Origin of the sequence: Acuticoccus sp. I52.16.1, assembly GCF_022865125.1 — a bacterium.
Taxonomy (GTDB): domain Bacteria; phylum Pseudomonadota; class Alphaproteobacteria; order Rhizobiales; family Amorphaceae; genus Acuticoccus.
In genome coordinates this window covers 14,694-40,080 of record NZ_CP094830.1, presented here as the reverse complement: position 1 = coordinate 40,080, position 25,387 = coordinate 14,694, and the positions used below count along the sequence as shown (strand labels likewise).

Annotated in this window: 22 protein-coding genes; 15 read left to right on the top strand and 7 right to left on the bottom strand. The window is 70.0% G+C overall.

What is annotated here, in order from left to right; translation table 11 throughout:
* Window positions 1–64: 64 nt before the first annotated feature.
* The 5 genes from MRB58_RS23860 to MRB58_RS23840 all read right to left on the bottom strand — a co-directional run bounded on the left by MRB58_RS23860 (window position 65) and on the right by MRB58_RS23840 (window position 5,766).
* Entirely contained in the window at window positions 65–925 is an 861-nt protein-coding gene (locus MRB58_RS23860) for an ABC transporter permease (protein ID WP_244782227.1), read from the bottom strand.
* Window positions 922–1,851 (bottom strand): ABC transporter permease, encoded by a 930-nt coding sequence (locus MRB58_RS23855; RefSeq protein WP_244782226.1) that lies wholly within the window; start codon window positions 1,849–1,851, stop codon window positions 922–924. Before MRB58_RS23855 ends, MRB58_RS23860 begins: the two co-directional genes overlap by 4 nt.
* A 20-nt stretch (window positions 1,852–1,871) precedes the next feature.
* Window positions 1,872–3,383 (bottom strand): ABC transporter substrate-binding protein, encoded by a 1,512-nt coding sequence (locus tag MRB58_RS23850; RefSeq protein ID WP_371747322.1) that lies wholly within the window; start codon window positions 3,381–3,383, stop codon window positions 1,872–1,874.
* A 74-nt stretch (window positions 3,384–3,457) separates the two neighbouring features.
* Window positions 3,458–4,966: an ABC transporter substrate-binding protein gene (locus tag MRB58_RS23845; RefSeq protein WP_244782224.1), complete on the bottom strand. Its 1,509-nt coding sequence runs from the start codon at window positions 4,964–4,966 to the stop codon at window positions 3,458–3,460.
* Window positions 4,945–5,766 (bottom strand): GntR family transcriptional regulator, encoded by an 822-nt coding sequence (locus MRB58_RS23840; RefSeq protein ID WP_244782223.1) that lies wholly within the window; start codon window positions 5,764–5,766, stop codon window positions 4,945–4,947. Before MRB58_RS23840 ends, MRB58_RS23845 begins: the two co-directional genes overlap by 22 nt.
* Window positions 5,767–6,074: 308 nt before the next feature.
* Between MRB58_RS23840 and MRB58_RS23835 the strand changes: the two genes are divergently transcribed.
* Entirely contained in the window at window positions 6,075–9,080 is a 3,006-nt protein-coding gene (locus MRB58_RS23835) for a transporter substrate-binding domain-containing protein (protein WP_244782222.1), read from the top strand.
* A gap of 146 nt (window positions 9,081–9,226) precedes the next feature.
* Here the strand turns inward: MRB58_RS23835 and MRB58_RS23830 are convergent, their stop codons facing one another.
* Window positions 9,227–10,447: an aminotransferase class V-fold PLP-dependent enzyme gene (locus tag MRB58_RS23830; RefSeq protein WP_244782221.1), complete on the bottom strand. Its 1,221-nt coding sequence runs from the start codon at window positions 10,445–10,447 to the stop codon at window positions 9,227–9,229.
* A 162-nt stretch (window positions 10,448–10,609) separates the two neighbouring features.
* Between MRB58_RS23830 and MRB58_RS23825 the strand changes: the two genes are divergently transcribed.
* The 6 genes from MRB58_RS23825 (at window position 10,610) to MRB58_RS23800 (ending at window position 16,568) form a co-directional block, all read left to right on the top strand.
* Window positions 10,610–11,317: a GntR family transcriptional regulator gene (locus MRB58_RS23825; RefSeq protein ID WP_244782220.1), complete on the top strand. Its 708-nt coding sequence runs from the start codon at window positions 10,610–10,612 to the stop codon at window positions 11,315–11,317.
* Window positions 11,314–12,342, top strand: a complete 1,029-nt coding sequence (locus tag MRB58_RS23820; RefSeq protein ID WP_244782219.1) for an amino acid ABC transporter substrate-binding protein — start codon at window positions 11,314–11,316, stop codon at window positions 12,340–12,342. Before MRB58_RS23825 ends, MRB58_RS23820 begins: the two co-directional genes overlap by 4 nt.
* 31 nt (window positions 12,343–12,373) lie before the next feature.
* Window positions 12,374–13,558: an amino acid ABC transporter permease gene (locus MRB58_RS23815; RefSeq protein WP_244782218.1), complete on the top strand. Its 1,185-nt coding sequence runs from the start codon at window positions 12,374–12,376 to the stop codon at window positions 13,556–13,558.
* Window positions 13,558–14,685 (top strand): amino acid ABC transporter permease, encoded by a 1,128-nt coding sequence (locus MRB58_RS23810; protein ID WP_244782217.1) that lies wholly within the window; start codon window positions 13,558–13,560, stop codon window positions 14,683–14,685. Before MRB58_RS23815 ends, MRB58_RS23810 begins: the two co-directional genes overlap by 1 nt.
* The gene (locus MRB58_RS23805; protein ID WP_305853232.1) at window positions 14,682–15,443 is read left to right on the top strand and encodes an amino acid ABC transporter ATP-binding protein; all 762 of its coding nucleotides are present in this window, start codon (window positions 14,682–14,684) and stop codon (window positions 15,441–15,443) included. Before MRB58_RS23810 ends, MRB58_RS23805 begins: the two co-directional genes overlap by 4 nt.
* Before the next feature lie 75 nt (window positions 15,444–15,518).
* On the top strand, window positions 15,519–16,568 hold the full coding sequence (locus MRB58_RS23800) for a low specificity L-threonine aldolase (protein WP_244782216.1): 1,050 nt from the start codon (window positions 15,519–15,521) through the stop codon (window positions 16,566–16,568).
* Between the two features lie 109 nt (window positions 16,569–16,677).
* On the opposite strand, the gene MRB58_RS23795 is transcribed toward MRB58_RS23800, so the two are convergent.
* Window positions 16,678–17,652, bottom strand: a complete 975-nt coding sequence (locus MRB58_RS23795; protein WP_244782215.1) for a LysR family transcriptional regulator — start codon at window positions 17,650–17,652, stop codon at window positions 16,678–16,680.
* A gap of 303 nt (window positions 17,653–17,955) precedes the next feature.
* Between MRB58_RS23795 and MRB58_RS23790 the strand changes: the two genes are divergently transcribed.
* The 8 genes from MRB58_RS23790 (at window position 17,956) to MRB58_RS23755 (ending at window position 25,376) form a co-directional block, all read left to right on the top strand.
* Window positions 17,956–18,309, top strand: coding sequence for a cupin domain-containing protein (locus MRB58_RS23790; RefSeq protein ID WP_244782214.1), 354 nt, complete (start codon window positions 17,956–17,958; stop codon window positions 18,307–18,309).
* 123 nt (window positions 18,310–18,432) lie between these two features.
* Window positions 18,433–19,416 carry a tripartite tricarboxylate transporter substrate binding protein gene (locus tag MRB58_RS23785; protein ID WP_244782213.1) on the top strand — a complete coding sequence of 328 codons (984 nt, stop codon included), beginning with the start codon at window positions 18,433–18,435 and terminating at the stop codon, window positions 19,414–19,416.
* Entirely contained in the window at window positions 19,416–19,931 is a 516-nt protein-coding gene (locus MRB58_RS23780) for a hypothetical protein (RefSeq protein WP_244782212.1), read from the top strand. The genes MRB58_RS23785 and MRB58_RS23780 overlap by 1 nt, the downstream gene beginning before the upstream one ends.
* A 3-nt stretch (window positions 19,932–19,934) precedes the next feature.
* Complete coding sequence (locus tag MRB58_RS23775; RefSeq protein WP_244782246.1) at window positions 19,935–21,428, top strand: tripartite tricarboxylate transporter permease; 1,494 nt, start codon at window positions 19,935–19,937, stop codon at window positions 21,426–21,428.
* Entirely contained in the window at window positions 21,425–22,141 is a 717-nt protein-coding gene (locus MRB58_RS23770; protein ID WP_244782245.1) for a hypothetical protein, read from the top strand. Before MRB58_RS23775 ends, MRB58_RS23770 begins: the two co-directional genes overlap by 4 nt.
* Before the next feature lie 542 nt (window positions 22,142–22,683).
* Entirely contained in the window at window positions 22,684–23,361 is a 678-nt protein-coding gene (locus MRB58_RS23765) for a ParA family protein (RefSeq protein WP_244782244.1), read from the top strand.
* Window positions 23,345–23,632: a hypothetical protein gene (locus tag MRB58_RS23760; RefSeq protein ID WP_244782243.1), complete on the top strand. Its 288-nt coding sequence runs from the start codon at window positions 23,345–23,347 to the stop codon at window positions 23,630–23,632. The genes MRB58_RS23765 and MRB58_RS23760 overlap by 17 nt, the downstream gene beginning before the upstream one ends.
* 130 nt (window positions 23,633–23,762) lie before the next feature.
* Window positions 23,763–25,376: a serine hydrolase gene (locus MRB58_RS23755; RefSeq protein WP_244782242.1), complete on the top strand. Its 1,614-nt coding sequence runs from the start codon at window positions 23,763–23,765 to the stop codon at window positions 25,374–25,376.
* Window positions 25,377–25,387 lie beyond the last annotated feature (11 nt).

Sequence of the window (25,387 nt, the reverse complement as noted above, 5' to 3'; positions counted from 1 at the left end):
GAGGCCCGAGGCGCCGGTCACGACGACCGACTTGCCCTCGAACTCGCCCTCGAAATTCATCGTGTCACCTCGACTTTGGATCCAGCCGGTCGCGCAGGGCGTCCCCGATCAGGTTGACCGACAGGATGAGGAGAAAGAGGCAGAGCCCCGGAAAAGTCGCGATCCAGAACGCGGTGGCGACATAGTTGCGGCCGACGCTCAGCATGGCGCCCCAGCTCGCCGTCGGCGGCTGCACGCCCAGGCCGAGGAAGGAGAGCCCCGCCTCGAACAGCACCATCAGCCCGAATTCCAGCGTCGCGACGACGGTGAGCGGGCCGATGATGTTGGGGAGGATGTGGAAGAAGAGCACCCGCCCCGGCCCCGCACCCATGAAGCGTGCGATGCGCACATACGGCATTCCCGCGACCGACAGCGTCTGCCCGTAGGCGACGCGGGCGTAGCGCGGCCAGCGGGTGAGCGCCAGCACGATGACGACGTTGGTGAACCCCGGCCCCAGCACCGCGACGGTGATAATGGCGAGAAGGATCGCCGGCACCGACAGGAAGATGTCGACGATGCGCATGATCACCGTCTCGACGATGCCGCGGAAGTAGCCCGCGGCCATGCCGAGGACGGTGCCGACGATCGACGACAGGCCCACCGAGAGGATCGCCACCGACAGCGAGATCCGCGCGCCGAAGATGATGCGGCTGAGGAGATCGCGCCCCAGCTCGTCCGAGCCGAGGAGATAGAAGAAGTTGCGCGCCTCGACGCCGGGCGGCTTGAGGCGGCCCATGAGGTTCTGCGCGTTGGGATTGTACGGCGCGAGCCACGGCGCGAAGACCGCGACCACGACGAACGCGAAGAAGATCGCCACGAACGGCCAGATGCCGACCTTGAAGGAGGGGCGGCGGCGGGGGCGCACCGCGGGTCCGGCGGCGCTCACGGCCGCGCCCCGTCGAGCCGGATGCGCGGGTCGACGACGCTGTAGAGGATGTCGGCGGTGAAGTTCAACGCGATGGTGACGAACGCGCCGATGAGGACGATCGCCTGCACCACCAGGAAGTCGCGCGAGACGATGGACTGCACGGTCAGAAGCCCGAGGCCCGGCCAGGCGAACACCGTCTCGACGATCACCGCGCCGGCGAGGAGCTGCGAGATTTCCAGCGCCGCGACCGAGATCACCGGGATCGCCGCATTGCGCAGGAGATGCCGGAAGAAGAGCCGTCCGAGGCCGACGCCGCGTGCGCGGGCCGAGCGCACATAGTCCTTGGACAGTTCCTCCAGCACGGCGGTGCGGGTGACGCGCGCGAAGGTCGCCATCGACAGGAGGCCCAGCGCGACCGACGGCAGGACGAGGTTGGCGAGCCCCCCCGCGCCGGACGGCGGCAGCCAGCCGAGGCCGACGGCGAACACCATGATGAAGAGGATGCCCGACCAGAAGGTCGGCATGCTCTGCGAGGCGAAGACGAAGCCCGAGAGAAGCTGGGTGAGCGCCTTGCCGCGCCCCAGCGCCATCACGACGCCGAGCGGGACGCCCAGCCCGAACGAGACCAGCAGCGCGCCGGCGGCGAGTTGCAGCGTGTAGGGAAGGCGCGCGGCGATGATGTCGGTCACCGGGATGCGCTGGATGTAGGACCGGCCGAAGTCGAGGTGCAGGATATCGCCCAGAAACGCGACGTATTGCACGATCAGCGGCCGGTCGAGGCCGAGCGAGGCGCGCATGGCGTCGATGTCGGCCTGCGTCGCCGTCTCGGGAACGAGGAGGTAGGTGGGATCGCCGGTGAGACGCTGGATGAAGAACACCAGCGTCATGACACCGAAGATCGCGATGGCGGCCTGGCCGAGGCGGCGGAGGACGAAGAACAGCATCGGTCAGGCCCGGGGTGCCATCAGTCCTGCCAACCCATGCGGTTGAGGAACAGGCTCTCGTTGGCGGTCGGCTGCCACGCCAGCCCCTCGCGCGCGCCGTAGATCACGGCCGCCTGGTAGAGCGGCAGGATCGCCACCTCGTCCTTGGCGATGTGGTGCGCCTTCTCGTAGGCGGCGAGGCGGGTCGCGTCGTCGAGCGAGGAGCGGCCCTCGTCGAGGAGCGCGTCCATCTCGGGGTTCTGGTAGCGCGACCAGGAGCTGCTGGAGTGGAGCAGCGGGTACATGATGCCGTCCGCGTCCTGGCAGGCGCACGACCAGCGGCCGAAGCTGATCTGCGGGCGATCCGTCACTTCGGGGCTGCGCGCCTTGCCGAGGTAGGTCGACATGTCGGTCAGGCTGATCTTGGCGTCGAAGCCCGCGTCGGCGAGCATCTGCTGCACCGCCTGGACGATGCGCTGGTCGTAGACGGGCGAGGTGTCGAACACGACCTCGGTGCCGGTGGCGCCGGCCGCCTCGATCAGCTCCTTGGCCTTGTCCGGGTCGTAGGGGTAGGGCTCGATCCCGTCGACCCAGCCGAAGCTTCCCGGCGCGATCAACTCGCCGACCACCTCTTCGCCGCCCGCCAGGATACCCTCGACGATGCCGTCCTTGTCGATCGCGTAGGCAACCGCCTTGCGCAGGTCGGCATTGTCGAACGGCGGCTTCATCGTGTTGAGACCGAGGAAGGCGACGCGCTCGGTCTGTGCCACGAGCGGCTTCACGCCCGGCGTCGCCTCGAGCTGGCCGGCATGGTCGCTGTCGAGGCTGACGACGAGGTCGGCGGTGCCGGCCTGCAGGTCCGCCATCCGGGTGGAGGCGTCGGGCACAGCGCGGAAGAGGGCGGTCGCGAACGGCCCCGCGTCGCCCCAGTAGGCGTCGTTGCGGGTCAGCGAGACGGAGACGCCGCGCCGCCATTCGTCGAACTGGTAGGGGCCGCTGCCGACGGGGCTGAGGTTGAAGGCGTCGTCGCCGACCTCCTCGACCACGTGCTCGGGCACCACGGAGAGCTTGACGAGCTGCGCCAGGAGCACCGGATAGGGGCCGTCGGTGGTGAGGACCACGGTGTGGTCGCCGGTCGCCTCGGCCTTGACGATCTTGTTGAACTGGCCGAGCTGCGGGCTGCCGAACTCCGGATCGGTGATCCGCTCCACCGAATAGACGACGTCCGCGGCCGTCAGCGACGTGCCGTCGTGGAAGGTGACGTCGTCGCGCAGCGTGAACTCGACCTCGGTGTCGGAGAGCTGGGTCCACGCCGTCGCGAGCTGCGGGACGATCGTCCCCTCGTCGTCACGGGTGACGAGATTGTCGAAGATGTTGCGATAGACGTAGTAGCTGTCCGGATTCCACTGACCGTGCGGGTCGAGCGAGGAGGGCTCGTTGACGAGGTCGATCGTGATCCGATCCTTCGCCTCGGCCGGGGCGAGGGCGGCCGTCGCCCCGGCGATCGCGATACCGAACGCGAGAGCCAGGAGCGGTGAGGTCAAGCGTTTCACCTTGGTCCCTTTCCATGGTGCGCGCCGGAATGCGCGAGGGAGTGAGGCCCCGCGCGGGGCCTCACGACGCGGTCCTATTCGGACCAGCTCATGCGGTTGAGGAACATGCTCTCGTTGGCGGTCGGCTGCCAGTCGAGCCCGGCGGCCCCGCCGTAGATGATCGCCGCCTGGTAGAGCGGGATGATCGGCACGTCTTCCTTCACCAGCTCATGCAGCTTGCCATAGGCCTCCAGCCGGTCGCCATCCTCGAGCGCCGAGCGACCCTTCTCGAGCAGCGCGTCGATCTCCGGATCGCTGTAGCGCGACCAGTTGGACGACGAGTGCAGCAGCGAGAACATGATGCCGTCGGCGTCCTGGCAGGCGCACGACCAACGCGAGAAGGTCAGCATCGGCGCCTCCTCGTTGGAAACCTGCTGGTTCTTCAGCCAGGTGGCCATGTCGGTCATCTCGATCTCGACGTCGAGGCCGACGTCGGTCAGCATCTGCTGGATCGCCTGGACGATCTTCTGGTCGAAGACGGGCGAGGTGGCGAGCTTCATCGGCGTCTGGGCGACGTCGCCCACCTCGGCAATCAGCGCTTTGGCCTGCTCCGGGTCGTAGGGGAACGCCTCGACCTCGCCGACGTAGCCGAAGCTCGCCGGGGCGACCAGCTCGCCGACCACCTTCTCGCCGCCTTGCAGGATGCCCTCGACGATGCCTTCCTTGTCGATCGCCAGCGCGATGGCGAGGCGCATCTTCGGGTCGTCCAGCGGCGGCTTGGTGGAGTTGAGCGCGAAGTAACCGACACGTTCGGTCTGCACGATCAGCGGCTTGGCGTTGGGGTAGCTCTCGAGCTGCTTGGCCTGGTCGCTGTCGAGCGTCACCACCACGTCGGCCGCGCCCGACTGCAGGTCGGCGAGGCGCGTCGCCCCGTCCGGCACGGCGCGGAAGACGACCGTCCCGAAGGCACCCTTGTCGCCCCAATAGTCGTCGTTGCGCTTCAGCGTCACCGAGACGCCGCGCTGCCACGTGTCGAACGCGTAGGGGCCGCTGCCGACGGGGCCGGCGTTGAAAGCGTCGTCGCCGACCTCTTCCACCACGTGCTTCGGGATGATGGAGAGTTTCACGAGCTGCGGCAGGAGGACCGGATAGGGACCGTCGGTGGTGAGGACGACCTCGTGCTCGCCCGTCGCCTCGGCCTTCACGATCTTGTTGAACTGGCCGAGTTGCGGGCTGGCGAACTCCGGATCGGTGATCCGCTCGATGGTGTAGACGACGTCCTCGGCGGTCAGCGGCTCGCCGTCGTGGAAGACGATGTCGTCGCGCAGGGTGAACTTCACCTCGGTGTCGGAGACCTGCTCCCACTCGGTGGCGACCTGCGGCACGATGGTCCCGTCGTTGTCGCGGGTGACCATGTTGTCGAAGACGTTGCGGTAGACGTAGTAGCTGTCCGGGTTCCACTGACCTTGCGGATCGAGCGACGAAGGCTCGTTGACGAGGTCGATGGTGAGGGTGTCCTTCGTCTGCGCCATCGCGGGCGGCGCGACGGCGAGGCCGGCGGCGACGCTGAGCGCCGCGGCGACTAGTCCTTGTCTCCAGTCCATTCGAGCGATCCTCTTCTGGGGTTTGTGTTACGCGGGGACGGTGCTGGCGCGAGGCCTCGTCCGGCGGCGGCGGTATCCGTGGCCGGCGTCGTCTTCGGAGGCGTGCGGCGGATTTCGACGTCCTGCTCGGTGAGGGCGGCGAGGACGAAGGCCTCGAAAGAGTAGAGCGCCTGGCCGAGGGCGGCGGTGACGGCGGCCGGATCGGCGGCCCGCAGCGCGGCGACGAGGGGGGCCCGGCCGGGCGCCCCGGCGCGGCGATCCGAGCCCGCCTCGAAGAAGCGGATCAGGCGTTCGCTGTGGTCCCACGCCTCGTGCAGCCAGCGGCGCCGCAGGTCGCCGAGCGGCGCGGCGAGGATGCCGAGGAATTCCCGTTCGTAGCTGCGCAGACTGGACCGCGCGCCCGGCTCCTGCCGCTCGGCCAGCACGGCGGCGACCTGGGCGAGATTGTCGAGCCGGTCGAGTTGGGCCGGGTCGTGCCGCACTGTGGCGACGGCCGGCTCCAGCGTCCGGCGGGCGGCGACCACCTCGCCGATATAGGCGCCGGAGACCGGGCGCACGCGCCAGCCGTGCCGGGGCATCGCTTCGACGAGACCGCCCGCCTCCAGCCGCATCAGCGACGCGCGCACCCCCGCCCGGTTGAGCCCGTAGAGGCTGACGAGGCGGGCCTCGGACACCTTCGTCCCCGGCATGATCTCGCAGGTGATGACGGCTTCGCGCAGGCGCTCCTCGGCGAAGCTGCGTTTGGCGCCGGGTTTGGGCGGGGCCGCGCCGGGGAGGAGGGGTGAATCCCGATCGAGCATGGCGGCAGCTTAGATGCCGCTGGTGAGATCTCACAAGACCAAATTGTAATCTCACCATGCTCACCGGCCGAGCACCGGACTCGGGGGGTCCGAAACCTGGAGTCCGCCCCGGTCGCGGCCCGCGCCGGGACACTTGCAGTGACGCCACGGTCACGGAAGAAATCGGCCCGGTCCGCCGCGGAACCGGGCACCGCCTGGAAACGATTGGCGAAAGCGGCTAACCTTTCGCCAGGGAATGACGGGAGTCGGCGCGCGGCCTAACCATCGGACGGTGGTGAGTTCGGGGATGCGGTCCTGGAAGAGGTCGAGTGGCGTTGAGGCGATCGCAACCCTCATTGACGCAGGTGCTGGTGCTGCGCGCCCAGGTGCTGCTGCTCGGCTTGATTCTCGCCGGCTGGCTGGCCGGCACCGGCGCCGCCACCGCCGGGCCATTCAGCGAGGCGGAGACCGAGTGGCTCGCGGCGCAGCGGCCGATCACCGTCGGCGTCGTGGCCGACAACGAGCCCTATTCCTTCTTCCGCAACGGCCGTAACCTCGGCTGGACGATCGACGTCCTGGACCGGATCGAGGCGATCACCGGGCTGAGCATCATCCCGCGTATGGGCGCCTGGCGCGAGATCTACGGCACGTTCCGAGACGGCGGCCTCGACGCCATCGCCGACATCTCACGCACCGACGAGCGGCTCCCCTTCACCGCCTTCACCGACGCCTACCACCTGCGCCGTACCATGGTCTTCCACAACGTCGACCGGCCGCTGACCGGCCCGGTGGACGTCGCGACCCTGGCGGAGCGGCGCGTCGGCGTCATCAAGGACATCTACTACACCCCCGCCCTCGTCGCCGCCGGGATCGAGCCCGTGGTCTACGACACCTATCGCGACCTGATGGCCGCGCTCGCCTTCGGCTGGGTGGACGCGGTGATCGCCGCGGAGATGACAGGCAATTTCTTCGCCCGCGAGAACGGCTTCGTCAACGTCGCGGCGGTCGGCCCGCTCGCCCTCACCGGAGTGGCGCTGGAGGACTTCCGCCTCGGGGTCCTGCGCGTGCCCGGCGATCGCGACCGCGAGATGCTGCATGCGGTGCTGACCAAGGCGGTCGCGGCGATCCCGACCGCCGATCTCGCCGCGATCACCGAGCGCTGGCTCTCCTACCGCGACGGGCGCATCCTCACCGCCGGCCCGCTGCGCCTGCTTCCGGAGGAGCAGGCCTTCATCGCCGGCGCCCCGCCGCTCAAGGTCGGCTTCATCAGCGACTATGAACCCTTCAGCTTCCTCGCCAACGGGCGCGGCCAAGGCTTCGCGGTGGAGCTGGCGCACGAGATCTCCGCCCGCACCGGCCTCGCGATCGACCCGGTGTTCGACAATTGGACGAACCTTCTCACCGCCTTCAAGGCCGGCGAGATCGACGTCATCAGCAACATTTCGCGCACGGAGGCGCGAGAGGCCTTCACGGTGTTCTCGCGCGAGTACTACCGTATTCCCAATGCGGTCTTCGTGCGCTCGGGGTTCGGGCCGTACCGCGGCCTCCCGTCACTGGCCGGACACACCGTCGGCATCGGCGAAAACATCTACTATGCCGAGGCGCTGAAGAACCGCCTGCCGGACGTGCGCACCTATGCGACGCAGGAAGAGATCGTCGCGGCGCTCGCCGGCGGCGAGGTGGACGCGGCGATCATCGCGCTCTCGAACGGCAATGCGATCATCCGCCACCTCGGCCTCATCAACATCGAGATCGGCGGCGAATTCCTGATGGACGGGGTGGAGCGGGAGGACCTTCGCTTCGGCGTCTCGCCGCGCTACCCGTTCGTGCGCAGCATCATCGACCGCACCATGGCCGCAATCCCCACCAGCCGCTGGAACGAGTTGGAGACACGCTGGCTCGGCCCGTCGATCTCCGGGATCGAGCGCCAACGCGCGATGCTGACCACCGAGCAACGCGCCTACCTCGACAGCAAGGGCGTCGTGAAGGTGTGCATCGACCCGGCGTCCCCGCCCTACATGGCCGTCGACCGCAACGGCGCGTTCACCGGTGTCGCCGCCGAGGTGATGGGCGAACTCGCCGAGCGCGGCGGCTTCGCCTGGCAGGTGGTCCCCGTGACCACCCGCGGCCTCGGCCCGGAGCTGCTCGCCCGGCACGACTGCGACGTCGTTCCCTTCGCCATGGAGCGCAACGAACCCGGCCCGGCCTGGAACTTCACCGCCCCCTATCTGTCGCTGCCGATGGCGGTCGTCAGCGAGCTGCAGGACCCGTTCGTGGAGGGCATGGCCGGGCTCGCCGGTCTGCGCGTCGGCGTGGTGCCCGGACAGAGCCCGGCCCACATCCTGGCGCGCCGCTATCCGGACGTGACGCTGGTCGAGATGGACTCGGAAGCCGAGGCGCTGGAGGCGGTGCGCGACGGGACGCTCGACGCCGCCCTCGGCACGTTGCCGAGCCTGGGCTATCTGATCGCCTCCGAGCGGGCGGGTGACGTGAAGATCGCCGGCCGCATCGCCGAGGATTGGCGCGCCTCCTTCGCGACGGACGCGGACAAGCCGCAGCTCGCCGCGATCTTCTCCAAGCTCCTGGCGAGCCTCGACGAGAGCGCGGTGCAGGCGATCCTCAGCCGGCAGATGCTGATCCGCATCGAGCGGCAGGTGGACTATACGCGCCTTCTCGTTCTCGCCGCCGGCGCCGGACTGGTGCTGGCGCTGGTCTTCTACTGGAACCGCAAGCTGAAGCGGCTGAACGACGACCTCGCCGCCGCCAACGGCAAGCTGCAGGAGGTCTCGATCACCGATCGCCTGACCGGCCTCCACAACCGTCACCACTTCGACGCCCGCAGCGCCGAGGAGTTCGCCGTGTGCCAGCGCAACGGCTGGCTGTTCTCGATCGCGATGGTCGACGCCGACCACTTCAAGGCGGTGAACGACGAGCTGGGGCACGTGTTCGGCGACCTGTGTCTGCGCCATCTGGCGGCGCTGTGCCTGCGCATCTTCCGCCGTGGCGGCGACGTGCTCGCCCGTTATGGCGGCGAGGAGTTCGTGATCTTCACCCTCGGTGGCTCACCGGCCGACTTCACGGCCCGGCTCGAGGCGCTGCGGCGTGCGGTCGAGGAGGCCCCCGTCGTCCAGGGCAGCCAGACGTGCGCGCTGACGGTCAGCATCGGCAGCCACTCCGCGGTCCCCCAGCCGGCCGACACGCTGGCCGATTTCATCCGCCGTGCCGACGCCCGGCTCTACGAGGCCAAGCGCGACGGGCGCAACCGGGTGGTGACGGGGAGCGGCCGGGGGGAGGACGTCCCCGGCCCGGGCGGCCCGGTCGTGGCCGCGCCCTGAGGACACCGGGGCCGCATCGACCCGATCATTCGAGTCCGGCCTCGCCATGGAGCGCCCGAGCCTGGGCCACTCGAATGATCGCGGCGTTCGATCCAACGAGGCAATGCCGGCGGTTCGAGCCGCACGGACCGGGCCTCTGGCGGCGGTCAGGCGACGTCGCGAGCGACCCGCAGCACCGTCTCGACGTCGCGCGCATCGTTGAAGCCGTGGACGCCGAAGCGCACCAGGCCGCGGCGGATCGAGAAGCGCACCTTCGCCTCGCGGAGCGCCTGCGCCATGGTGTTGAGGCGGCGGTCGTCGGTCTCGTAGGCGGTGCCCGCGCCGCGCACGCCGAGCGTCACCATCTGTGTGCGCAGCGCCGGATCGCGCGGCCGGTTGACGGCGAAGCCTTCGGCCTCCAGCCCGTCGCGCAGCGCGTCCGCCAGCTCCGTCGCGTGGCGCGCGATCGGGCCGAGACCGAGCGCCGCGATCTCGCCGATGGCGACGTCCGCGGCGGCGATCGCCGGCCAATTGTGATTGCCCACCTCGAAGCGGCTCGCCGTCGGATCGAAGGCGAACGGCGCGCTCTCGATCTCCGATTCGTGGCCGGAGCCGCGCGCGACGCCGTAGCGCGAGACGTAGACCGGGGTCAGCCGCTCGATCCACGGCCGCGCCACCGCGACGAAGCCGAGACCCGCCGAGCCGAGGAGGTTCTTCGTCGTCGAGGTGACGAGGCCGTCGATGAATTCCGCCTCGAGATCGTGCTCGACGACGCCGCAGCTCTGCACCGCGTCGACCAGGAAGAACGCGCCCCGCTCGCGCGCCGCCCGGCCGATGGTCGCCAGATCGGTGCGGAAGCCGGGTGTGAAGGTCACCGATGAGGCGGTGACGATGCGCGTCTCGGCGTCGATCGCGGCGGCCATCGCGTGCGCGGGGATGTGCCCGTCCTCGGCCGGCACGTCGCGGATCTCGACCCCGGCGGCGGCCATCTTCTGCCACAGGTAGATGTTGTTCGGATGCTCCATCGCCGTGCAGACGACGACGTTACCGCCCTCGCCGGGCACCGCCGTCGCCAGCGCGTTGAGCCCGTCCGACACGTTCTTGACGACGCCCACCTGGTCCGCCGCCGCGCCGACGAGGCCGCCGAACCCGGCCCGCGCCGAAGCCAGCATCGGCGACGCCTCCTCCTTGGAGAAGTCGCCCAGCGAGATCGCCTCGACCACGCGTTTCGCCCGGTCCGCCGCCCGCGCCGACATCACCCCGACCGACGCGGTGTTGAGGTAGGTCCACCGCTCCAGCGCGGGAAACTGCGCGCGAAACGCCTCCGGGGTCTCGCACGGCGCGGGCGGAACGGCGGTCCACCAGAGGCTGGGAGCGTGAGCGTCCATAGGGGGTCGAACCTCGCGGAAAAAGGCGGTCGGGGAGGGGGTGGGCTTGGCGCCGGATCGTCTCCAGGCACCGTGCATACCCTTTCGGCACAATTGCTTACACTATGCCCTTGTCAACCGGTATACCAGTAGACCAATCTTCTCGGGCCAAGAGGACTGTCCATGAGCGGGTTCGAATTCGAGCGTGATCGCGCCTATAGCCGCCTCGTCGAGCTGATCTTCGGCGGGTCGTTGACACCGCAGACGCCGCTGTCGGAGCGCAAGCTCGCCGACGCGCTCGGGATGGGGCGGATGCCGGTGCGCGAAGCGCTGCGCCAGCTCGAATCGGAGGGCGTCGTCGCGGTGAAGCCGGCGCGCGGCACCTTCGTGCGCCACCTCACGTCATCCGATCTGGCCGACGTCTACGCCGTGCGCGCCGCGCTGGAGGACACCGCCGCCGCGCTCGCCGCCCGCAACGGCCCCAGTGCGGCGCTCTCCACCTGCATCGCGCGCATGCGGGTGATGGCGCGCGACCCCTCCGCCTTCACCCCGCGCGAGATCGACGACGTCGGCACCGACTTCCACAACGGCCTGCTGAGTTCGGCCGACAACTACGCGCTCAGCGAGATGGTGCGGGTGATGCGCCTGCGCTTCCGCCTCGCCTTCCATCTGCCGCGCTACTTCGCGCACTCCCTCGTCCACTCGATCCTGCACGAGCACATCGAGATCGCTGCCGCGATCGAGGCGCGGGACGAGGACGCGGCGCGCAACCTGATGCGCGAACACCTCGCCCGCGGCCTGGCGATGCGCCTCGAGTTCGAAGACTCGCGGCGCTCCGGCACCCAGGCCGACGATGAGACCGACACCCTCGAAGGTATGGAGAAGAAATGATGGCCAATCGATCGACACGCGGTCTCATCGCCGCCTGCACCGCGCTGGCGACGCTCGCGACCGGCGCCGCGCACGCCACGACGCTGGAGGACGTGCGCGCGGCCGACGTCGTCACCTGCGCCGTCAACGGCAGCCGCCCCGGCTTCTCCGCCGTCGACAGCCGCGGCGAGTGGAACGGCCTCGACATCGACACCTGCCGGGCGGTCGCCGCCGCGGTCCTGGGCGACGCCGGAAAGGTCAAGTTCCTCAAGACCAACAATCAGACCCGGCTGACCGCGCTCCAGACCGGCGAGGTCGACATGACCGTCGCCAACACCACCTGGACCCGCGCGCGCGACACCGACCTCGGCCTCGATTTCGTCTCCGCCACCTTCTACGACGGACAGGGCCTGATGCTCTCCAAGGAGCTCGGCGTGACCGAGGTGGCCGACCTCGACGGCGCCAGCGTGTGCGTGCGCCCCGGCTCGACCTCCGAGCGCGTCGTCGCCGACATCCAGAAGACCTTCGGCATCGAGCTGTCGCTCGTCGTGCTGGAGGACCAGAAGGAGATCAACACCGCCTTCTTCGGCGGGCGCTGCGACGTCGCCGTGCAGTCGACCTCGGGCCTCTCCTCGACCCGCGCCGCGGTCGCCCCGAACCCGGACGACTACGTCATCCTGAAGCAGATCTTCGGCAAGGACCCGATGGGCCCGGTGGTGCGCCAGGACGACCCGCAGTGGCGCGACATCGTCACCTGGGTGGTCTACGCGATGTTCCAGGCCGAGGAGAGCGGCGTCACGTCCGAGAACGTCGACGAGATGAAGGAGACCAGCGAGGACCCGGCCGTGCAGCGCCTCCTGGGTGTCGACGGTGACGCAGGCGGCCTCGGGCTGGAGCCGGACTGGGCCTATAATGTCGTCAAGCAGGTCGGTAACTACGGCGAGGTGTTCGAGCGCAACGTCGGCATGGGGTCGGCGCTCAAGCTGGAGCGCGGCATCAACGCCCAGCACGGCGACGGCGGCCTCATCTACTCGCCGCCGTTCTGAGCCGGCGACGAAACCCGAAGGATCCATGTCCTTGCCGACATTTTCCAAGACGAATGGCGGCGCCCTGGCGGCGCCATTCCGGCGCGAGAACCTGAGGGCGACGCTGTGGCAGAGCGCGCTCGTCCTCGGCATCGTCGCCGTGATCGTGCTCCTCGCCCTCAACGCGCGCAGTGCGCTCGACGCGCGGGGGATGACGTCGGGTTTCGGCTATCTCCTCTCCTCGGCGCCGTTCGCGCTCGGCGAGGGCTTCTTCCATTTCGAGGCGGGCGAGACCTACCTCGCGGCGCTGGGCGTCGGGCTCGGCAACACGCTGGCGCTGTCGGCCGTCAGCATCCTCGCCGCGACGCTGCTGGGCACCGCGTTCGGCCTCATGCGCCTGTCGGCCAATCCGCTGGTCGAGGGGGTGGCGCGGGTCTACGTCGAGCTCTTCCGCAACACGCCGCAGCTCGTTCAGATCATCTTCTGGTACACCTTCTTCGCGACGCTCCCCTCGCCGCGTGACGCGCTGTCGCTCGCCGGCCTCGGCTTCGCCTCCAACCGCGGGCTGACGCTGCCGGCGCCGGCGGACGGGACGACCCTCATGTGGGTGGCGGTGGCGCTCGCGGCCGGGATCGCCGCCGCGGTCGTCCTGTCGCGCGCGTTCGACCGGCGGCGACGACGCACCGGGCGCCGTGTCCCGCTGGCGCGCCTCGTGCTGGCGGCCGTGGTCCTCGTGCCGCCCGTCGCGGTGTGGGCGCTGGCGGGTTTCCCGGCCGGGTGGAGCGTGCCGGCGCTGAAGGGCTTCAACTATCGCGGCGGGGTGACGCTCTCGCCCGAGTTCCTCGCCATCTACTTCGGCCTCTCGTTCTACATCGCGGCGTTCATCGCCGAGATCGTCCGCGGCGGCCTCGCCAGCGTCGATTCGGGGCAGATCGAGGCGGCCAACGCCATCGGCCTGCCGCGCGCGGACCTCTACCGCCGCGTCGTCGCCCCGCAGGCGCTGCGGGTCATCATTCCCCCGCTCTCGGCGCAGTACGTCTCGCTGGTGAAGAACTCCTCGCTCGGCGTCGCGGTCGGCTATCCGGAGCTCTTCAGCGTGTCCAACACGATGCTGACCTACAGCGGCCGCACCATCGAGGTGCTGTGCGTCATGGCGGCGGTCTACCTCGTGATCTCCCTCACCATCTCGGCGTGCGCCAACGTGCTGAACGCCCTCGTGCAGATCAAGGAGCGCTGATGTCCCTCGCCGCTCCCGGATCCTACGCCCGCCCCTCGTCGACCCCGCCGCGCGAGGCGCCGGTGGCCGCGCGCGGCCTCGCCGTCCAGCTCCGCCGCCTCTTCGGCGGGCCGCTGACCAGCGTCGCCACGGTCATCCTGGCCGTGATCGCGCTGGGCCTCGGCTACCAGATCGTCATGTGGGGCCTCGTCCACGCCGTGTGGTACGCCCCCGGAGACGGTGCCGCCTGCCGCGACGCCGCCGGCGCCTGCTGGGCCGTGGTGCCGGAAAAATACCGCGTCATGCTGTTCGGCTCGTACCCCTACGACGAGCATTGGCGCGGCGCGCTCATCGTCGCGATCTGGATCGTGTGGGCGGTGCTGTCGGCCTCCCGCCTGGTGCCGTCGCGTGCCAAGATCCTCGGCTGGCTGGCGCTGTTCGCGGGCTCCATCGTCCTCATGAAGGGCGGCGTCTTCGGCCTGTCGCCAGTCGGCACCGACCTCTGGGGCGGGTTACCGCTGACCTTCCTCATCTTCGGCGGCACGGTCGCGGGCGGCCTGCCGCTCGCGATCCTGCTGGCGCTCGGCCGCCGCTCGCAACTCCCGGCGGTGCGCTGGCTGTCGATCCTGACGATCGACGTGGTGCGCGGCATCCCGCTGCTCGTCGTCTTGTTCTTCGCGGCCCTCATCCTGCCGCTCTTCACGCCCGACTGGATGAACGTCGACAAGCTGATCCGCGCCGAGGTGGGCATGATCGTCTTCTTCGCCGCCTATGCGGCGGAGGTGGTGCGCGGCGGCCTGCAAGCGGTGCCGGCGGGGCAGGACGAGGCGGCGCGCGCACTCGGCATCGGCTACTGGCTGCGGATGCGCAAGGTGGTGCTGCCGCAGGCGATGGCGATCTCCACCCCGGCGCTCTTCAACGACATCATCCGCGCCTTCAAGAACACCACCTTCTTCTCCATCCTGGGCCTGTTCGACGTGCTCGGCGCGACCAAGACGGCGCTGCAGGACCCCAACTGGGTGCGCTACGGCATGGAGGGCTACATCTTCGTCTTCGCCCTCTATTTCGTCATCTGCTCGGCGCTGGCGGCCTACGGGCGGTCGATCGAGCGGCAGGCGAATGCCCGCAAACGGAGGGCCGAGCGATGAGCACGGCACGGGCCGAGGGCCCCATCGTCGAGATGCGCGCTCTCAACAAGTGGTTCGGCGCGCACCACGTCCTGCGCGACATCGACCTCGGCCTCGCCCCCGGCGAGCGGATGGTGCTGTGCGGCCCGTCGGGATCGGGCAAGTCGACGCTCATCCGCTGCATCAACGGGCTGGAGCGCTTCGAGGAGGGGGCGCTCACCGTCTGCGGCATGCCGCTCGACGGCACGCAGAAGACGCTCGACCGGGTGCGTCTTCGCACCGGCATGGTGTTCCAGAGTTTCAACCTCTTCCCGCACCTCACCGTGATGGACAACCTCACCCTCGGCGCCATCTACTCACGCGGCGAGCCGGAGAATGCCGCGCTGGAGCGCGCGCACCGCCTGCTGGCCCGCGTGCGCCTCGCCGATCAGACGTGGAAGTTCCCCGGCCAGCTCTCCGGCGGGCAGCGCCAGCGCGTCGCCATCGCCAGAGCGTTGATGCTGGAGCCGGAGGTGATGCTGTTCGACGAGCCGACCTCCGCGCTCGACCCCGAGATGGTGCACGAGGTGCTCGACGTGATGGAGGATCTCGCCGCCGCCGGGCAGGCGATGATCGTCGTCACCCACGAGATGGGCTTCGCCCGGCGCGTCGCCGATCTCGTCGTCTTCATGGACGCGGGCGAGATCGTCGAGGCTGCGCCGCCGGAGGCCTTCTTCGGCGCGCCGCGGACCGACCGTGCCCGCGCCTTCCTCAGCCACCTCGCTCCCAAGGCGGCGTAGCGCTCTTCCCCGCCCCTTCTCCCCCGCGCGCCGTTCGCGGCGCGTCCGTTCAGTTCCATAGGATGCCCCAGGCCCATGGCCCGACCCATCGAAATCGACCTCGTCTCCGACACCTCGACGCGCCCCGGCCGGGCCATGCTGGAGGCGATGACCACCGCCCCCGTCGGCGACGAGCAGCGCGGCGAGGACCCGACCGTGATCGCCCTCAACGAGCGCGTTGCGGCGATGCTGGGGATGGAGGCGGCGCTGTTCCTGCCGTCGGGGACGATGTGCAACCAGATCGCGTTCGTGGTCCACTGCCGGCCGGGCGACGAGATCATCGTCGCCGATTCGGCGCACGTCTTCGGCTCGGAGGGGGCCGGCGCGTCGACCTTCGCCGGGGCGCAGTTCCGCACCGTCGACGCCCCGCGCGGCATCTTCGACGCGGCGGCGGTGACGGCCGCGCTGCGCACCCCGCGCATGCGCCGCCCGCGCAGCCGCGTGGTATGCGTCGAGCAGCCGACCAACCGCGGCGGCGGCGCGGTGTGGCCGGTCGAAACGCTCGACGCGGTCTGTGCCGTGGGGCACGAGGCGGGCCTCGCCACCCACATGGACGGCGCGCGGCTCCTCAATGCGGTCGTCGCCACCGGGGTGTCGGCCGAGCGGTTCTGCGCCGGGCTCGACAGCGCCTGGATCGACCTGTCGAAGGGCCTCGGCTGCCCGGTCGGCGGCGTCCTCGCCGGTTCGGCGGCGTTCATCGAGGCGGCGTGGGACTGGAAGCACCGGATGGGCGGGGCGATGCGCCAGGCCGGCGTCCTCGCCGCCGCGGGCCTCTACGCGCTCGACCACAACGTCGACCGCCTCGCCGAGGATCACGCCAACGCCAAGATCCTCGCCGCCCGCCTCTCGGCGCTGGAGGGAGTGGCCATCGTGCCGCCCGAGGTCGAGACCAACATGGTCTTCATCGACGTCGCCGCGACGCGCACCACGGCCCCGGCGATCGCCGCCGCGCTCCAGGAGGAGGGCATCCGCATGGGCGTCGAGTCGCCGACGACGCTGCGGGCGGTCACCCACCTCGACGTCGACCGCGCCGGCGTCGAGCGTGCGGCCGACGTCGTCGCCGCCCACCTCGCATCACGCAGCTGATCGCGCCCGGCCGCAGCACACTGCGGTTCCATAATGCCTCTTCTGCGTCCGGGATGTGGCGGCGAAAGCTGCGCCCGGCGTCTCGCTCGCCCGTGTGACGTGCTTCCGGTCAGACCGCGCAGGCGACCGCGGCGCGTGGCGGGCCCGCATGGCCGGCCAGGATCATCCCGCTGTCGCGCAGTAGCGCCACCTCGCGCTGGATCGCGTCGCGGACCTCCCGCATCGCCGGCGTGAACGGCGCGTTCGCCGCCGTCGCCAGCAGCATCACGTTCGTCAGCGTCGGATGGGTGATGCGCCAGGCCTGCAGGTGCCCCTCCTCCAGCTGGTCCATCGCGCATCCGATCGGCAGGACGCCGTACAACGGCTCGCTCTGCAGCAGGCGCACGATGGTGGCGACCGCGTCGATCTCCATGTCGATGTCGAGATCGAGGTCGGCCTCGGCGACGACGCGGTCGATCAGCCGTCGCAGGCCGTGGCTCTGGCCCTGCAGCACCAGCGGCAGCCGGGCCAGCTCCGCCAGCGTGATCGTGCCGAACGGCCCGTCCGGCGCCTCGAGCCCCAGCGCCGGGGACGGCCGGCCGATGACGTAGAGCGCTTCCGACAGCAGCGGCTCCAGCGTGAGCCCGTTCGATTGGCGCGAATCGTGGACGATGCCAATGTCGATCGTGCCGCTGATCATCCAATCGCAGATGTGGCCGGACAGTCCGTCGATGATGTGGAGCTTGATGTCGGGAAAGGTCCGGCGCAGGCGCATCAGCAACGGGGCGCCGATCATGGCGCTGACCGACGGGGGCATGCCGAGGCGCACGGTGCCGCGCGGCACGTCCTGCTCGGCACGCAGCTCGGTGCGTACCAGAGCGAGATCATCGAGCAGGCGCTCGACGACGGCGAGGAAGCGCTGGCCCGCCTCGGTCAGCATGACGCCGCGCCCGTTGCGGTAGAAGAGCTTGGCGCCGACCTCGTCCTCGAGCCGGGCGATCTGCCGGCTCAGCGCGGGCTGCACCACCATCAGCGTGTCCGACGCGCGCGAGAAGCTGCCCGCCTTCGCCACGGCCCGGAAGTAGTTCAGTTGTTTCAGCTCCACGGCACGTCGACCTCCCGGAGGCATAGCTGGTAGTGCGGCGAGGCACCGTCCTGGCCCCCCATGCGCGCGGCTAGCGTGGCGCCCAGCCGGCCGCTCCCGTCGCGGCCGGACCCCGCCCCGCCCATCGGCACAGGGCTCGAACTGTGGCGCGAAGGCGCGATCGGATGGTCCAACGGATCACGTCGTCGCGCCAGGGGTGGCGGTATCACATTACTGTTGCCACGGACGGATGTGTCTTGCCGGCGACAATGCAAGCTCCGCGCCAAGGCGCCCCGCCCGCCCCGCGACCGATCGAGGACCCCGATGACCCCCACCCGAGCGACCCCTCCGGCCGACTACCCCGTTGACACCGCGTCAGGCTGGCAGCCCATCCCCGGCGTCCCGGACGGCGTGCAGCAGATGCCACTCGCCGGCGAGCTCGACGAGGACGTCAAGACCGGGCGCCGCACACGGCTGATCCGGTTCGCCCCCGGCACGCTGAACGACAATGTCTTCGTGCACGACTACTGGGAGGAGTTCTTCCTCATGGAGGGCACCCTCGAGGTCGACGGACAGGCGCTCGAGGGGTACGCCTACGCGCTGCGGCCCCCCGGCACCGCGCATGGTCCCTTCTTCAGCCGCAGCGGCTGCATCTTCCTGGAGACGCAGTACTACTGAAGCGCGGCGCGCCGCCGCCCGGCCGCTCCATGCCCCCGCCTTGATGGCAGCTATTCCCGCCGGGACATTCCTCGCCCTCCCGGCGGTGCGCACTCTGGCGCCGTTCAAGCATGGAGGCGTGGCATGACGGAGCTTTCACGGCGGTCGCTGATCGCAGGAGGCGTCGGCCTCGGGAGCGCGGCGGTGCTGGGCCTCGTGCCCCGTTCCGGCTGGGCGGCGGACTTCCCCTCCAAGCCCTTCACCGCCATCGTCGACGCCAGCCCCGGCGGCGGGCACGACCGCTTCACCCGCGCGATCACCCCCGAGTGGACGCGCATCACCGGCGAGACCATCATTCCCGACTTCAAGCCGGGCGCGGGCGGGATCCTGTCGGCGACGACGATCGTCAACGCGCCGCCGGATGGCTACACGCTCGGCGTCATCGCGGTGTCGAGCATGAACGTGTCGATCGCCGTGGGAAAGCCGCAGAACTTCACGTACGGCGCGTTCGCCTATCTCGGCACCATGTGGAACGGGCCGATCGCGGTCTTCACCGGCAAGGATTCCAAGTGGGAGTCGATGGAGCAGGTGGTCGAGGCGGCGAAGACGCAGCAGATCACGGCCGCGGTCGCGGCGCTGCGCGCGATGTACCACATCAGCGGCGTCATCTTCGACAAGCGGATGGGCATCGAGGAGCGCTTCGTGCCCTACAACGGCGGCGGCCCGAGCCGGCGCGCGGCGATCAGCGGCGAGACCGACCTCGTCTGGACCGGGCTCTATGACGCGTCCAACGACTACGAGAACCTGCGCTGCCTGTGCATCTTCGACAAGGAGAACCCGATCCCGGACGTGATCGACGCACCGAGCGTCTACGATCTCTTCCCCGAGCAGGCGCTGACCTTGATGCACCCGACCGCCTACTGCGTGTCCGCCAAGGTGCGCGACGAGAACCCCGAGGTCTACCGGTACCTCGTCGACGCCTACCGCGAGACCTACACCGCCGAGGCGACGAAGAAGGCGCTGATCGACCTCAATTTCCAGCCGGCGTCGCTGAAATATACCAGCCCCGAGGAGTTGGAGGCGATCGAGGCCGACTTCCTGGAGCAGCTCAAGTCGCTCGACCTCTGATGCGCGAAGGCCGTGGCGAGGGGGCCCCTCCCCCCTCCCCTGCCGCCGGCGAAACCACGCCGTCGCGGCGCGAGGAGCTGGCGTTCGCCGGCATCATCCTCGCCTACTGTCTCGCCTACGTGGTGCAGGTGGCCGAGCTGCCGCTGCACAGCATCGCCTATCCGCTGATCCTGATCGCCGGGCTCGTCGCACTCGGCGGGCTCATCGCCGTCAGGGCCGCGATGCACGCTCCGGCGGCCGTGGCGCTGGGGCCGGGCGTCCTGCGCGGCGCATTGCGCGCGGCCGTTCTCGCGGTGACGGCCTTCGTCTTCCCCTTCGCGGCGACCGGGCTCGGCTTCGCCGCTGCGATCGCCCTCGCCACGGCCGTCGTGGTGCGGTTGGTCTCCGGCCTCGGCACGCTGGCGAGCCTCGCCACCGGGCTCGTCGCCGGCCTCCTCGTCACGCTGTTTTTGGCCGACATTCTGGGGCTCTCGGTGCCGCGCTTCCCGTTCCTCGCCCTGCCGCTCGGATTCTGAGCGATGGACGCCTCCACCCTCCTCGACGGACTGTTGCTGGCGCTGCGGCCGGAAAACTTCGGCTGGCTGCTGCTGGGTTTCGTCAGCGGCATCGTCGTCGGTGCCATTCCCGGGCTGATCGAGAGCACGTTCCTCGCCATCGTCCTGCCGTTCACGATCTATCTCGACGTCTGGCCGGCCATCTTCTTCATCACCGGCGGCTATGTCGCCTCCGAGGCGGCGGGTTCGTACCCGGCCATCCTCCTCAACATGCCCGGTACCCCCGGCACCACGCCGACCGCCTTCGAGGGGCACCAGCTCGCGCTCAAGGGCCAGTCGGGCGAGGCGATCGGCATCTCGGTGGCGTCCTCCGCCATCGGCACCTTTCTGGGTGCGGTGGTGTTCCTGGTCTGCGGGCCGCTGGTCGGCTCCATCGCCAACGGCATGGGCTCGCCCGAGATCTTCATGCTGGGCGTCTTCGGCCTGTCGGCGGTCGCCTCCTTCACCGGGACCGACGTCGTCAAGGGCATCGCCTCGGTCCTCCTCGGCCTCCTCGTCGCGACCACCGGGCTCGACCTCTACGAAGGCGTCCCACGGGCGCATTTCGGCCTGCTCGAGCTCTACGACTCGCTCCCCCTCCTCCCCGTTCTGCTCGGCCTCTTCGGCATGTCCGAGGTGCTGCGCCTCGCCGCTCGGCCCAAGCTCGACACCATCGCGGCGCAACCGCCATCGGGCATCCGCGGGCCGCTGCGCGGGGTCAGGATGGCGCTGATGCACCCGGTGACGATCGTGCGGTCGGCGGCGATCGGCCTCCTCATCGGCATCGTACCGGGCGCCGGCGGCTCGGCGGCCAGCGTCATCAGCTATGGCCAGGCGCGGCAGTGGTCGCGCCATCCGGAGCGCTTCGGCAAGGGCTCCGTGGAGGGGCTCGTCGCGACCGACACGGCCAACAACGCCGTCGTGCCCGGTGCCCTGCTGCCGACCTTCACCCTCGGCATCCCCGGCAGCCCGGTGGCGGTCGTCGCGCTGGCGGCGCTGATGCTCCAGGGCATCCGTCCTGGTCCGGGCTTCTACACCCACTATGCCACGGAGGCGGCGGCGATCGGTTGGGCGCTCTTCCTGTGCGTCGGCATCATTCTGCTCGTCTGCCTGCCGCTCGCCTCGGTGATCGCGCGGGTGGTCAGCGTGCCGCTCAAGGTGCTGCTGCCGGTGATCTTCGTGTTGTGCATCATCGGCATCTTCACCTCGCGGCAGTTCCTGTTCGACGTGCACGTGATGGCGGTGTTCGGGGTGCTCGGCTTCTACGTCAAGCGCCTCGGCTATTCGCCCGTCGGGCTGCTGTTGGCCCTGATCCTCGGCCGGACGCTGGAGGAGAACTTCTTCCGCAGCCTGATGATCGGCGGCCCGGAGATCTTCTTTCAGAAACCGATGGCGCTCGGCCTGCTCATCCTCTCGGTGATGACGATCGTCCTGCCGCACGTCTTCGGCAAGCGCATCCGGCGAAAGGGTGGGGCATGAGCGAGACGACGCGCCGGATCGGCCTGCTGATCCCCTCCTCCAACACGACCATCGAGCAGGAGTTCGCCCGTTTCGGCCCGGACGGATTCAGCTTCCACTTCGCCCGGCTGCCGATGACCGAAGTCACCCAGGCCGGGTTCGACAGCCAGGACGCCGCGATCGACGCCGCGTGCCGCCTCCTCGCCGATGCGAGGCCGGACGCGGTCGTCCTGTGCCAGAGCGCCGCCAGCTTCATCGGCGGTCAGGGCTACGACGTCACCCTCCGGGCGCGCATGGAGGCCGCCGCCGGCGTCCCTGCCCTTCCCGCCGGCGCGGTGATGGCCGACGCGCTGCGTGCGCTCGGAGCCGCCAAGGTCGCGCTCGCCGTCCCGTTCGCCGGCACCGCGAGCGCGGCCGTGGCACGATACCTCGGCGTCGAGGGGCTGACGGTGGTGGAGACCGCGAGCCTCGGCATGACCGACAATTTCTCGATCGCCGCGGTGGCCGACGAGGTCATCGTCGACCTCGCCGCCCGTGCCGCCGTCCCGCAGGCCGACGTCGTCATGATGCCGGGCGGCAACATGCGTTGTCTGCCGCTGGTGTCGCGGATCGAGGCTGCGATCGGCCGGCCGGTCGTCACCACCAATCAGGCCGTGATCTGGAAACTGTCCCGCATGTTTGCCGTGACGTTGCCGCCGGACCGGTTCGGCACGCTCGCCGCCCACACCGAATAGGGGGCTCCGGCCCGCCCGGCCCCCTCCCCCGACCTCCGCGAACGCCTGCCCGCCGTACGCCGCTGCGATCGGCGCGCGGGCATCACACCACGCAACGCCCCCTCCCCGCCCGGGTGGGCGTCGAGGCTTCGCGGTCAAACCTCCATACATTTCAGTGAAATGACCGGGATTCTCCAGGTACTCACACCTACCCGGCGGTACCCCCGGGTTCCGCAAGGTATCCACCGATACCGATGTCTACCTCGATCTACCGACCAGTACCCGAAGGTAGGGTACCTTCGACATGCCTTGGCCAGCCTCGCCTACCATGCCCTACGGCACCTCGGCCCTGCCTACCCTCGGTCAGGCAGGGCCGGCCCCGCCATGGACTGCCATACCCGGCCTGCCGTCACCATGGCGGGCCGGGCCTTCCCTCGTCATGGCAGGGCAGGGCTACGCCGACCATGGGAAGGGTAGGCCCGGCATGGCCCGGGTGGCGTAAGGTTTCCTTCACGGGCCTCGGGTACCTTGCGCCTTCCACGAGTACCTCGAGAGGGACAGCGATGCCGGTCATCTCATTCGCGTCATCCAAAGGCGGCGCCGGGAAGACGACGTCCGCCATCATCCTGGCGACCGAGCTCGCCGAAGGCACCGACGTCGTCCTGATCGACGCCGACCCCGCGCGGCGCCTCAGCCGCTGGTCCAGGCTGGCGCCGATCCCGCCGCGCATCACTCTCGTCACCAGCGCCGGCGAGCGCGCCATCCAGGACGAGATCGCCGCCGGCCGCAGCCGCGCGACCTTCGTCATCATCGACCTCGAAGGGGCGGCCTCCCGGCTCAATTCGTTCGCGATCGCCGAGTCCGATCTCGTCATCGTCCCGTCGGGCGACGAGCAGCAGGACGCCGACGAGGCGATCGAGACGATGGCGCAGATCGCCATGGAGTCGCGCGCCCGGCGCCGCGACATCCCCGCCGCCGTCCTCTTCGCCCGCACCAACGCCGCGGTGAAGAGCAAGCTGGAGAAGCATATCAACAGCGAGCTGCGCGCCGCGGTGCGCGTGTTCGACACCGAGCTGCACCGGCGCACTGCCTTCTCCTCGCTCCACAACGCCGGCGGGGGCCTGCGCCAGCTCGACCCGTCCGAGGTGAGCGGCATCGACAAGGCGATCGCCAACGCGGAGAGCTTCGCCGCCGAGGTCATCGACGTCCTGGAGGGAGCGCGCCATGCCGAGGTCGCTTGATCTGGCCCGCCTGAAGCAGTTCGAGCGCCCGGCCGCCGACCCGCAGCCCCAGTCTCCGCCGGAGCCGCACATGGCGCGTGCGCCCGAGCCGGTGCGCATGGCGCCCGAGCCCGAGCGCTGGCCGAGCCGCGAGCCGATGCGCGACGGCCAGATCAGCATCAAGGCGCCGACCGACGTGATCGACCGCTTCCGGCGCCTGTGCAAGGACGACCGGCGGACCTACAGCGACATGCTGGCGATCCTGATGAACGCCTACGAGCAGAAGGGCTGACACGGGCCCGCACCGTCCGGCGCAGCCGCGTCGCCGTCGTCGCGATTCCCCCGGCACCGATCGTCGGGTAGGGGAGGGGGGGTGCGCCTCGCCCGTCCCCGCGCACCGGCCTCGTCAACGGAGATCCCCCATGCTCTCGAATGGTATCGCGCGCGGCCGGAGCATCGCGAGCGGCCTCGCAGCCGCAGCCGCCGTCGTCGTCCTGGGCGCGACGGGGGCGACGACGCCGGCCGCATCGCAGCCCATCCCGCTCGACATCGCCGCCAACCCGTCCGGGGACGTGGTGGCCCTCGCCGAGGGGGGCATCGAGACAGCGCTCGCCTCGCTTCCCCACATCGTCGCCGACATAAAGGCCCGGAGCGGCGTTCCGGGCATCGCGGTCGCCGTCGTCCACGGCGGCGAGACGGTGTTCGCCGAAGGCTACGGCGTGCGAAAGGCCGGGACGGACGCCCCGGTCGACGCCGACACCGTGTTTCAGATCGCCTCGCTCTCCAAGCCGATCGCCGGCACCGTCGCCGCGATCCAGGTGACCGCCGGGGTGCTCGCCTGGGACGACGAGGTCTCCCGGTATCTCCCGTCGCTGACGCTCGCCGATCCCTACGTCACCGCCAACGCCACCGTGGGCGATTTCTTCTCCCACCGCAGCGGCCTGCCGCTGGGCGCCGGCGACGACCTGGAGGACATCGGTTTCGACCGCGCGACCATCATCTCCCGCCTCGACCAGTTGCCGCTCGACGCCTTCCGCACCTCCTATCACTACGCCAACTTCGGCCTCACCATCGGCGGCGAGGCGGTCGCGGCGGCCTCCGGCACCACCTGGGCGCAGGTCGCGCAGGATGCGCTGTTCGGCCCCCTCGGCATGAGCGCCACGAGCTACCGCTACGCCGACTTCGTCGCGCACGAGAACCGCACCGCGCTGCACGCCCTGGTCGACGGCGAGCTGCGGCCCCTCTACGAGCGCCACCCGGACGCGCAGGCTCCCGCCGGCGGCGCCTCCTCCAGCGTCGACGACCTCGCCAAGTGGCTGAGCCTGCTGCTGGCGGGCGGCGAGCATGAAGGGGAGGCGATGATCTCCGAGGCGGCGCTGGTCCCGGCCCTGCGCGCCCAGTCCTTCAGCGGGCCGACCCGGTCGCTCGACCTGCGCTCCAGCTTCTACGGCTACGGCTTCGGCGTCTCCACCAATGCCAACGGCCGGCTCGCGATCAGCCACTCCGGGGCCTTCGTGCTGGGCGCCGGCACCAACATGCAGATGCTCCCATCCGCCGACGTCGCCATCGTGGTGCTCACCAACGGCGGGCCCATCGGTGCCGCGGAGGCGATCGCCAGCCGGTTCATGGATCTCGTCCAGTTCGGCGAGACGACGCGCGACTGGTTCGCCGGGTACAACAGGCTGCTGTTGTCGTACTACGATCCCATCGGCGACCTCGTCGGCGAGACCGCGCCGGCCGATGCCGCCGCCGCCCGCCCGCTGGCGGACTATGCCGGCTCCTATCGCAACAGCTATTTCGGCCCCGCACAGATCCGCGCCGAGGGGGACGCACTCACCTTCGTCCTCGGCCCCGAGGGCGCCGTCGAGCTGCCGTTGACCGTCTGGGGCGGCGACACCTTCGCCGTCGCTCCGCGCAACGAGAACGCTCCCGACGGCTCGCTGTCGTCGGTGACGTTCACGCTGGAGGAGGGGAGGGCGACCGGCTTCACCGTCCAGTATCTCGACGGTCACGGCCTCGGGACATGGACCCGCTGAGCGCGCCGGCC

Bases quoted from the DNA above. Each gene is read 5' to 3' on its own strand.
- MRB58_RS23855 (WP_244782226.1), bottom strand. From the start codon at position 1,851: ATGCTGTTCTTCGTCCTCCGCCGCCTCGGCCAGGCCGCCATCGCGATC.
- MRB58_RS23845 (WP_244782224.1), bottom strand. From the start codon at position 4,966: ATGGACTGGAGACAAGGACTAGTCGCCGCGGCGCTCAGCGTCGCCGCC.
- MRB58_RS23840 (WP_244782223.1), bottom strand. From the start codon at position 5,766: ATGCTCGATCGGGATTCACCCCTCCTCCCCGGCGCGGCCCCGCCCAAA.
- MRB58_RS23830 (WP_244782221.1), bottom strand. From the start codon at position 10,447: ATGGACGCTCACGCTCCCAGCCTCTGGTGGACCGCCGTTCCGCCCGCG.
- MRB58_RS23825 (WP_244782220.1), top strand. From the start codon at position 10,610: ATGAGCGGGTTCGAATTCGAGCGTGATCGCGCCTATAGCCGCCTCGTC.
- MRB58_RS23820 (WP_244782219.1), top strand. From the start codon at position 11,314: ATGATGGCCAATCGATCGACACGCGGTCTCATCGCCGCCTGCACCGCG.
- MRB58_RS23810 (WP_244782217.1), top strand. From the start codon at position 13,558: ATGTCCCTCGCCGCTCCCGGATCCTACGCCCGCCCCTCGTCGACCCCG.
- MRB58_RS23805 (WP_305853232.1), top strand. From the start codon at position 14,682: ATGAGCACGGCACGGGCCGAGGGCCCCATCGTCGAGATGCGCGCTCTC.
- MRB58_RS23800 (WP_244782216.1), top strand. From the start codon at position 15,519: ATGGCCCGACCCATCGAAATCGACCTCGTCTCCGACACCTCGACGCGC.
- MRB58_RS23790 (WP_244782214.1), top strand. From the start codon at position 17,956: ATGACCCCCACCCGAGCGACCCCTCCGGCCGACTACCCCGTTGACACC.
- MRB58_RS23785 (WP_244782213.1), top strand. From the start codon at position 18,433: ATGACGGAGCTTTCACGGCGGTCGCTGATCGCAGGAGGCGTCGGCCTC.
- MRB58_RS23780 (WP_244782212.1), top strand. From the start codon at position 19,416: ATGCGCGAAGGCCGTGGCGAGGGGGCCCCTCCCCCCTCCCCTGCCGCC.
- MRB58_RS23775 (WP_244782246.1), top strand. From the start codon at position 19,935: ATGGACGCCTCCACCCTCCTCGACGGACTGTTGCTGGCGCTGCGGCCG.
- MRB58_RS23770 (WP_244782245.1), top strand. From the start codon at position 21,425: ATGAGCGAGACGACGCGCCGGATCGGCCTGCTGATCCCCTCCTCCAAC.
- MRB58_RS23765 (WP_244782244.1), top strand. From the start codon at position 22,684: ATGCCGGTCATCTCATTCGCGTCATCCAAAGGCGGCGCCGGGAAGACG.
- MRB58_RS23760 (WP_244782243.1), top strand. From the start codon at position 23,345: ATGCCGAGGTCGCTTGATCTGGCCCGCCTGAAGCAGTTCGAGCGCCCG.
- MRB58_RS23755 (WP_244782242.1), top strand. From the start codon at position 23,763: ATGCTCTCGAATGGTATCGCGCGCGGCCGGAGCATCGCGAGCGGCCTC.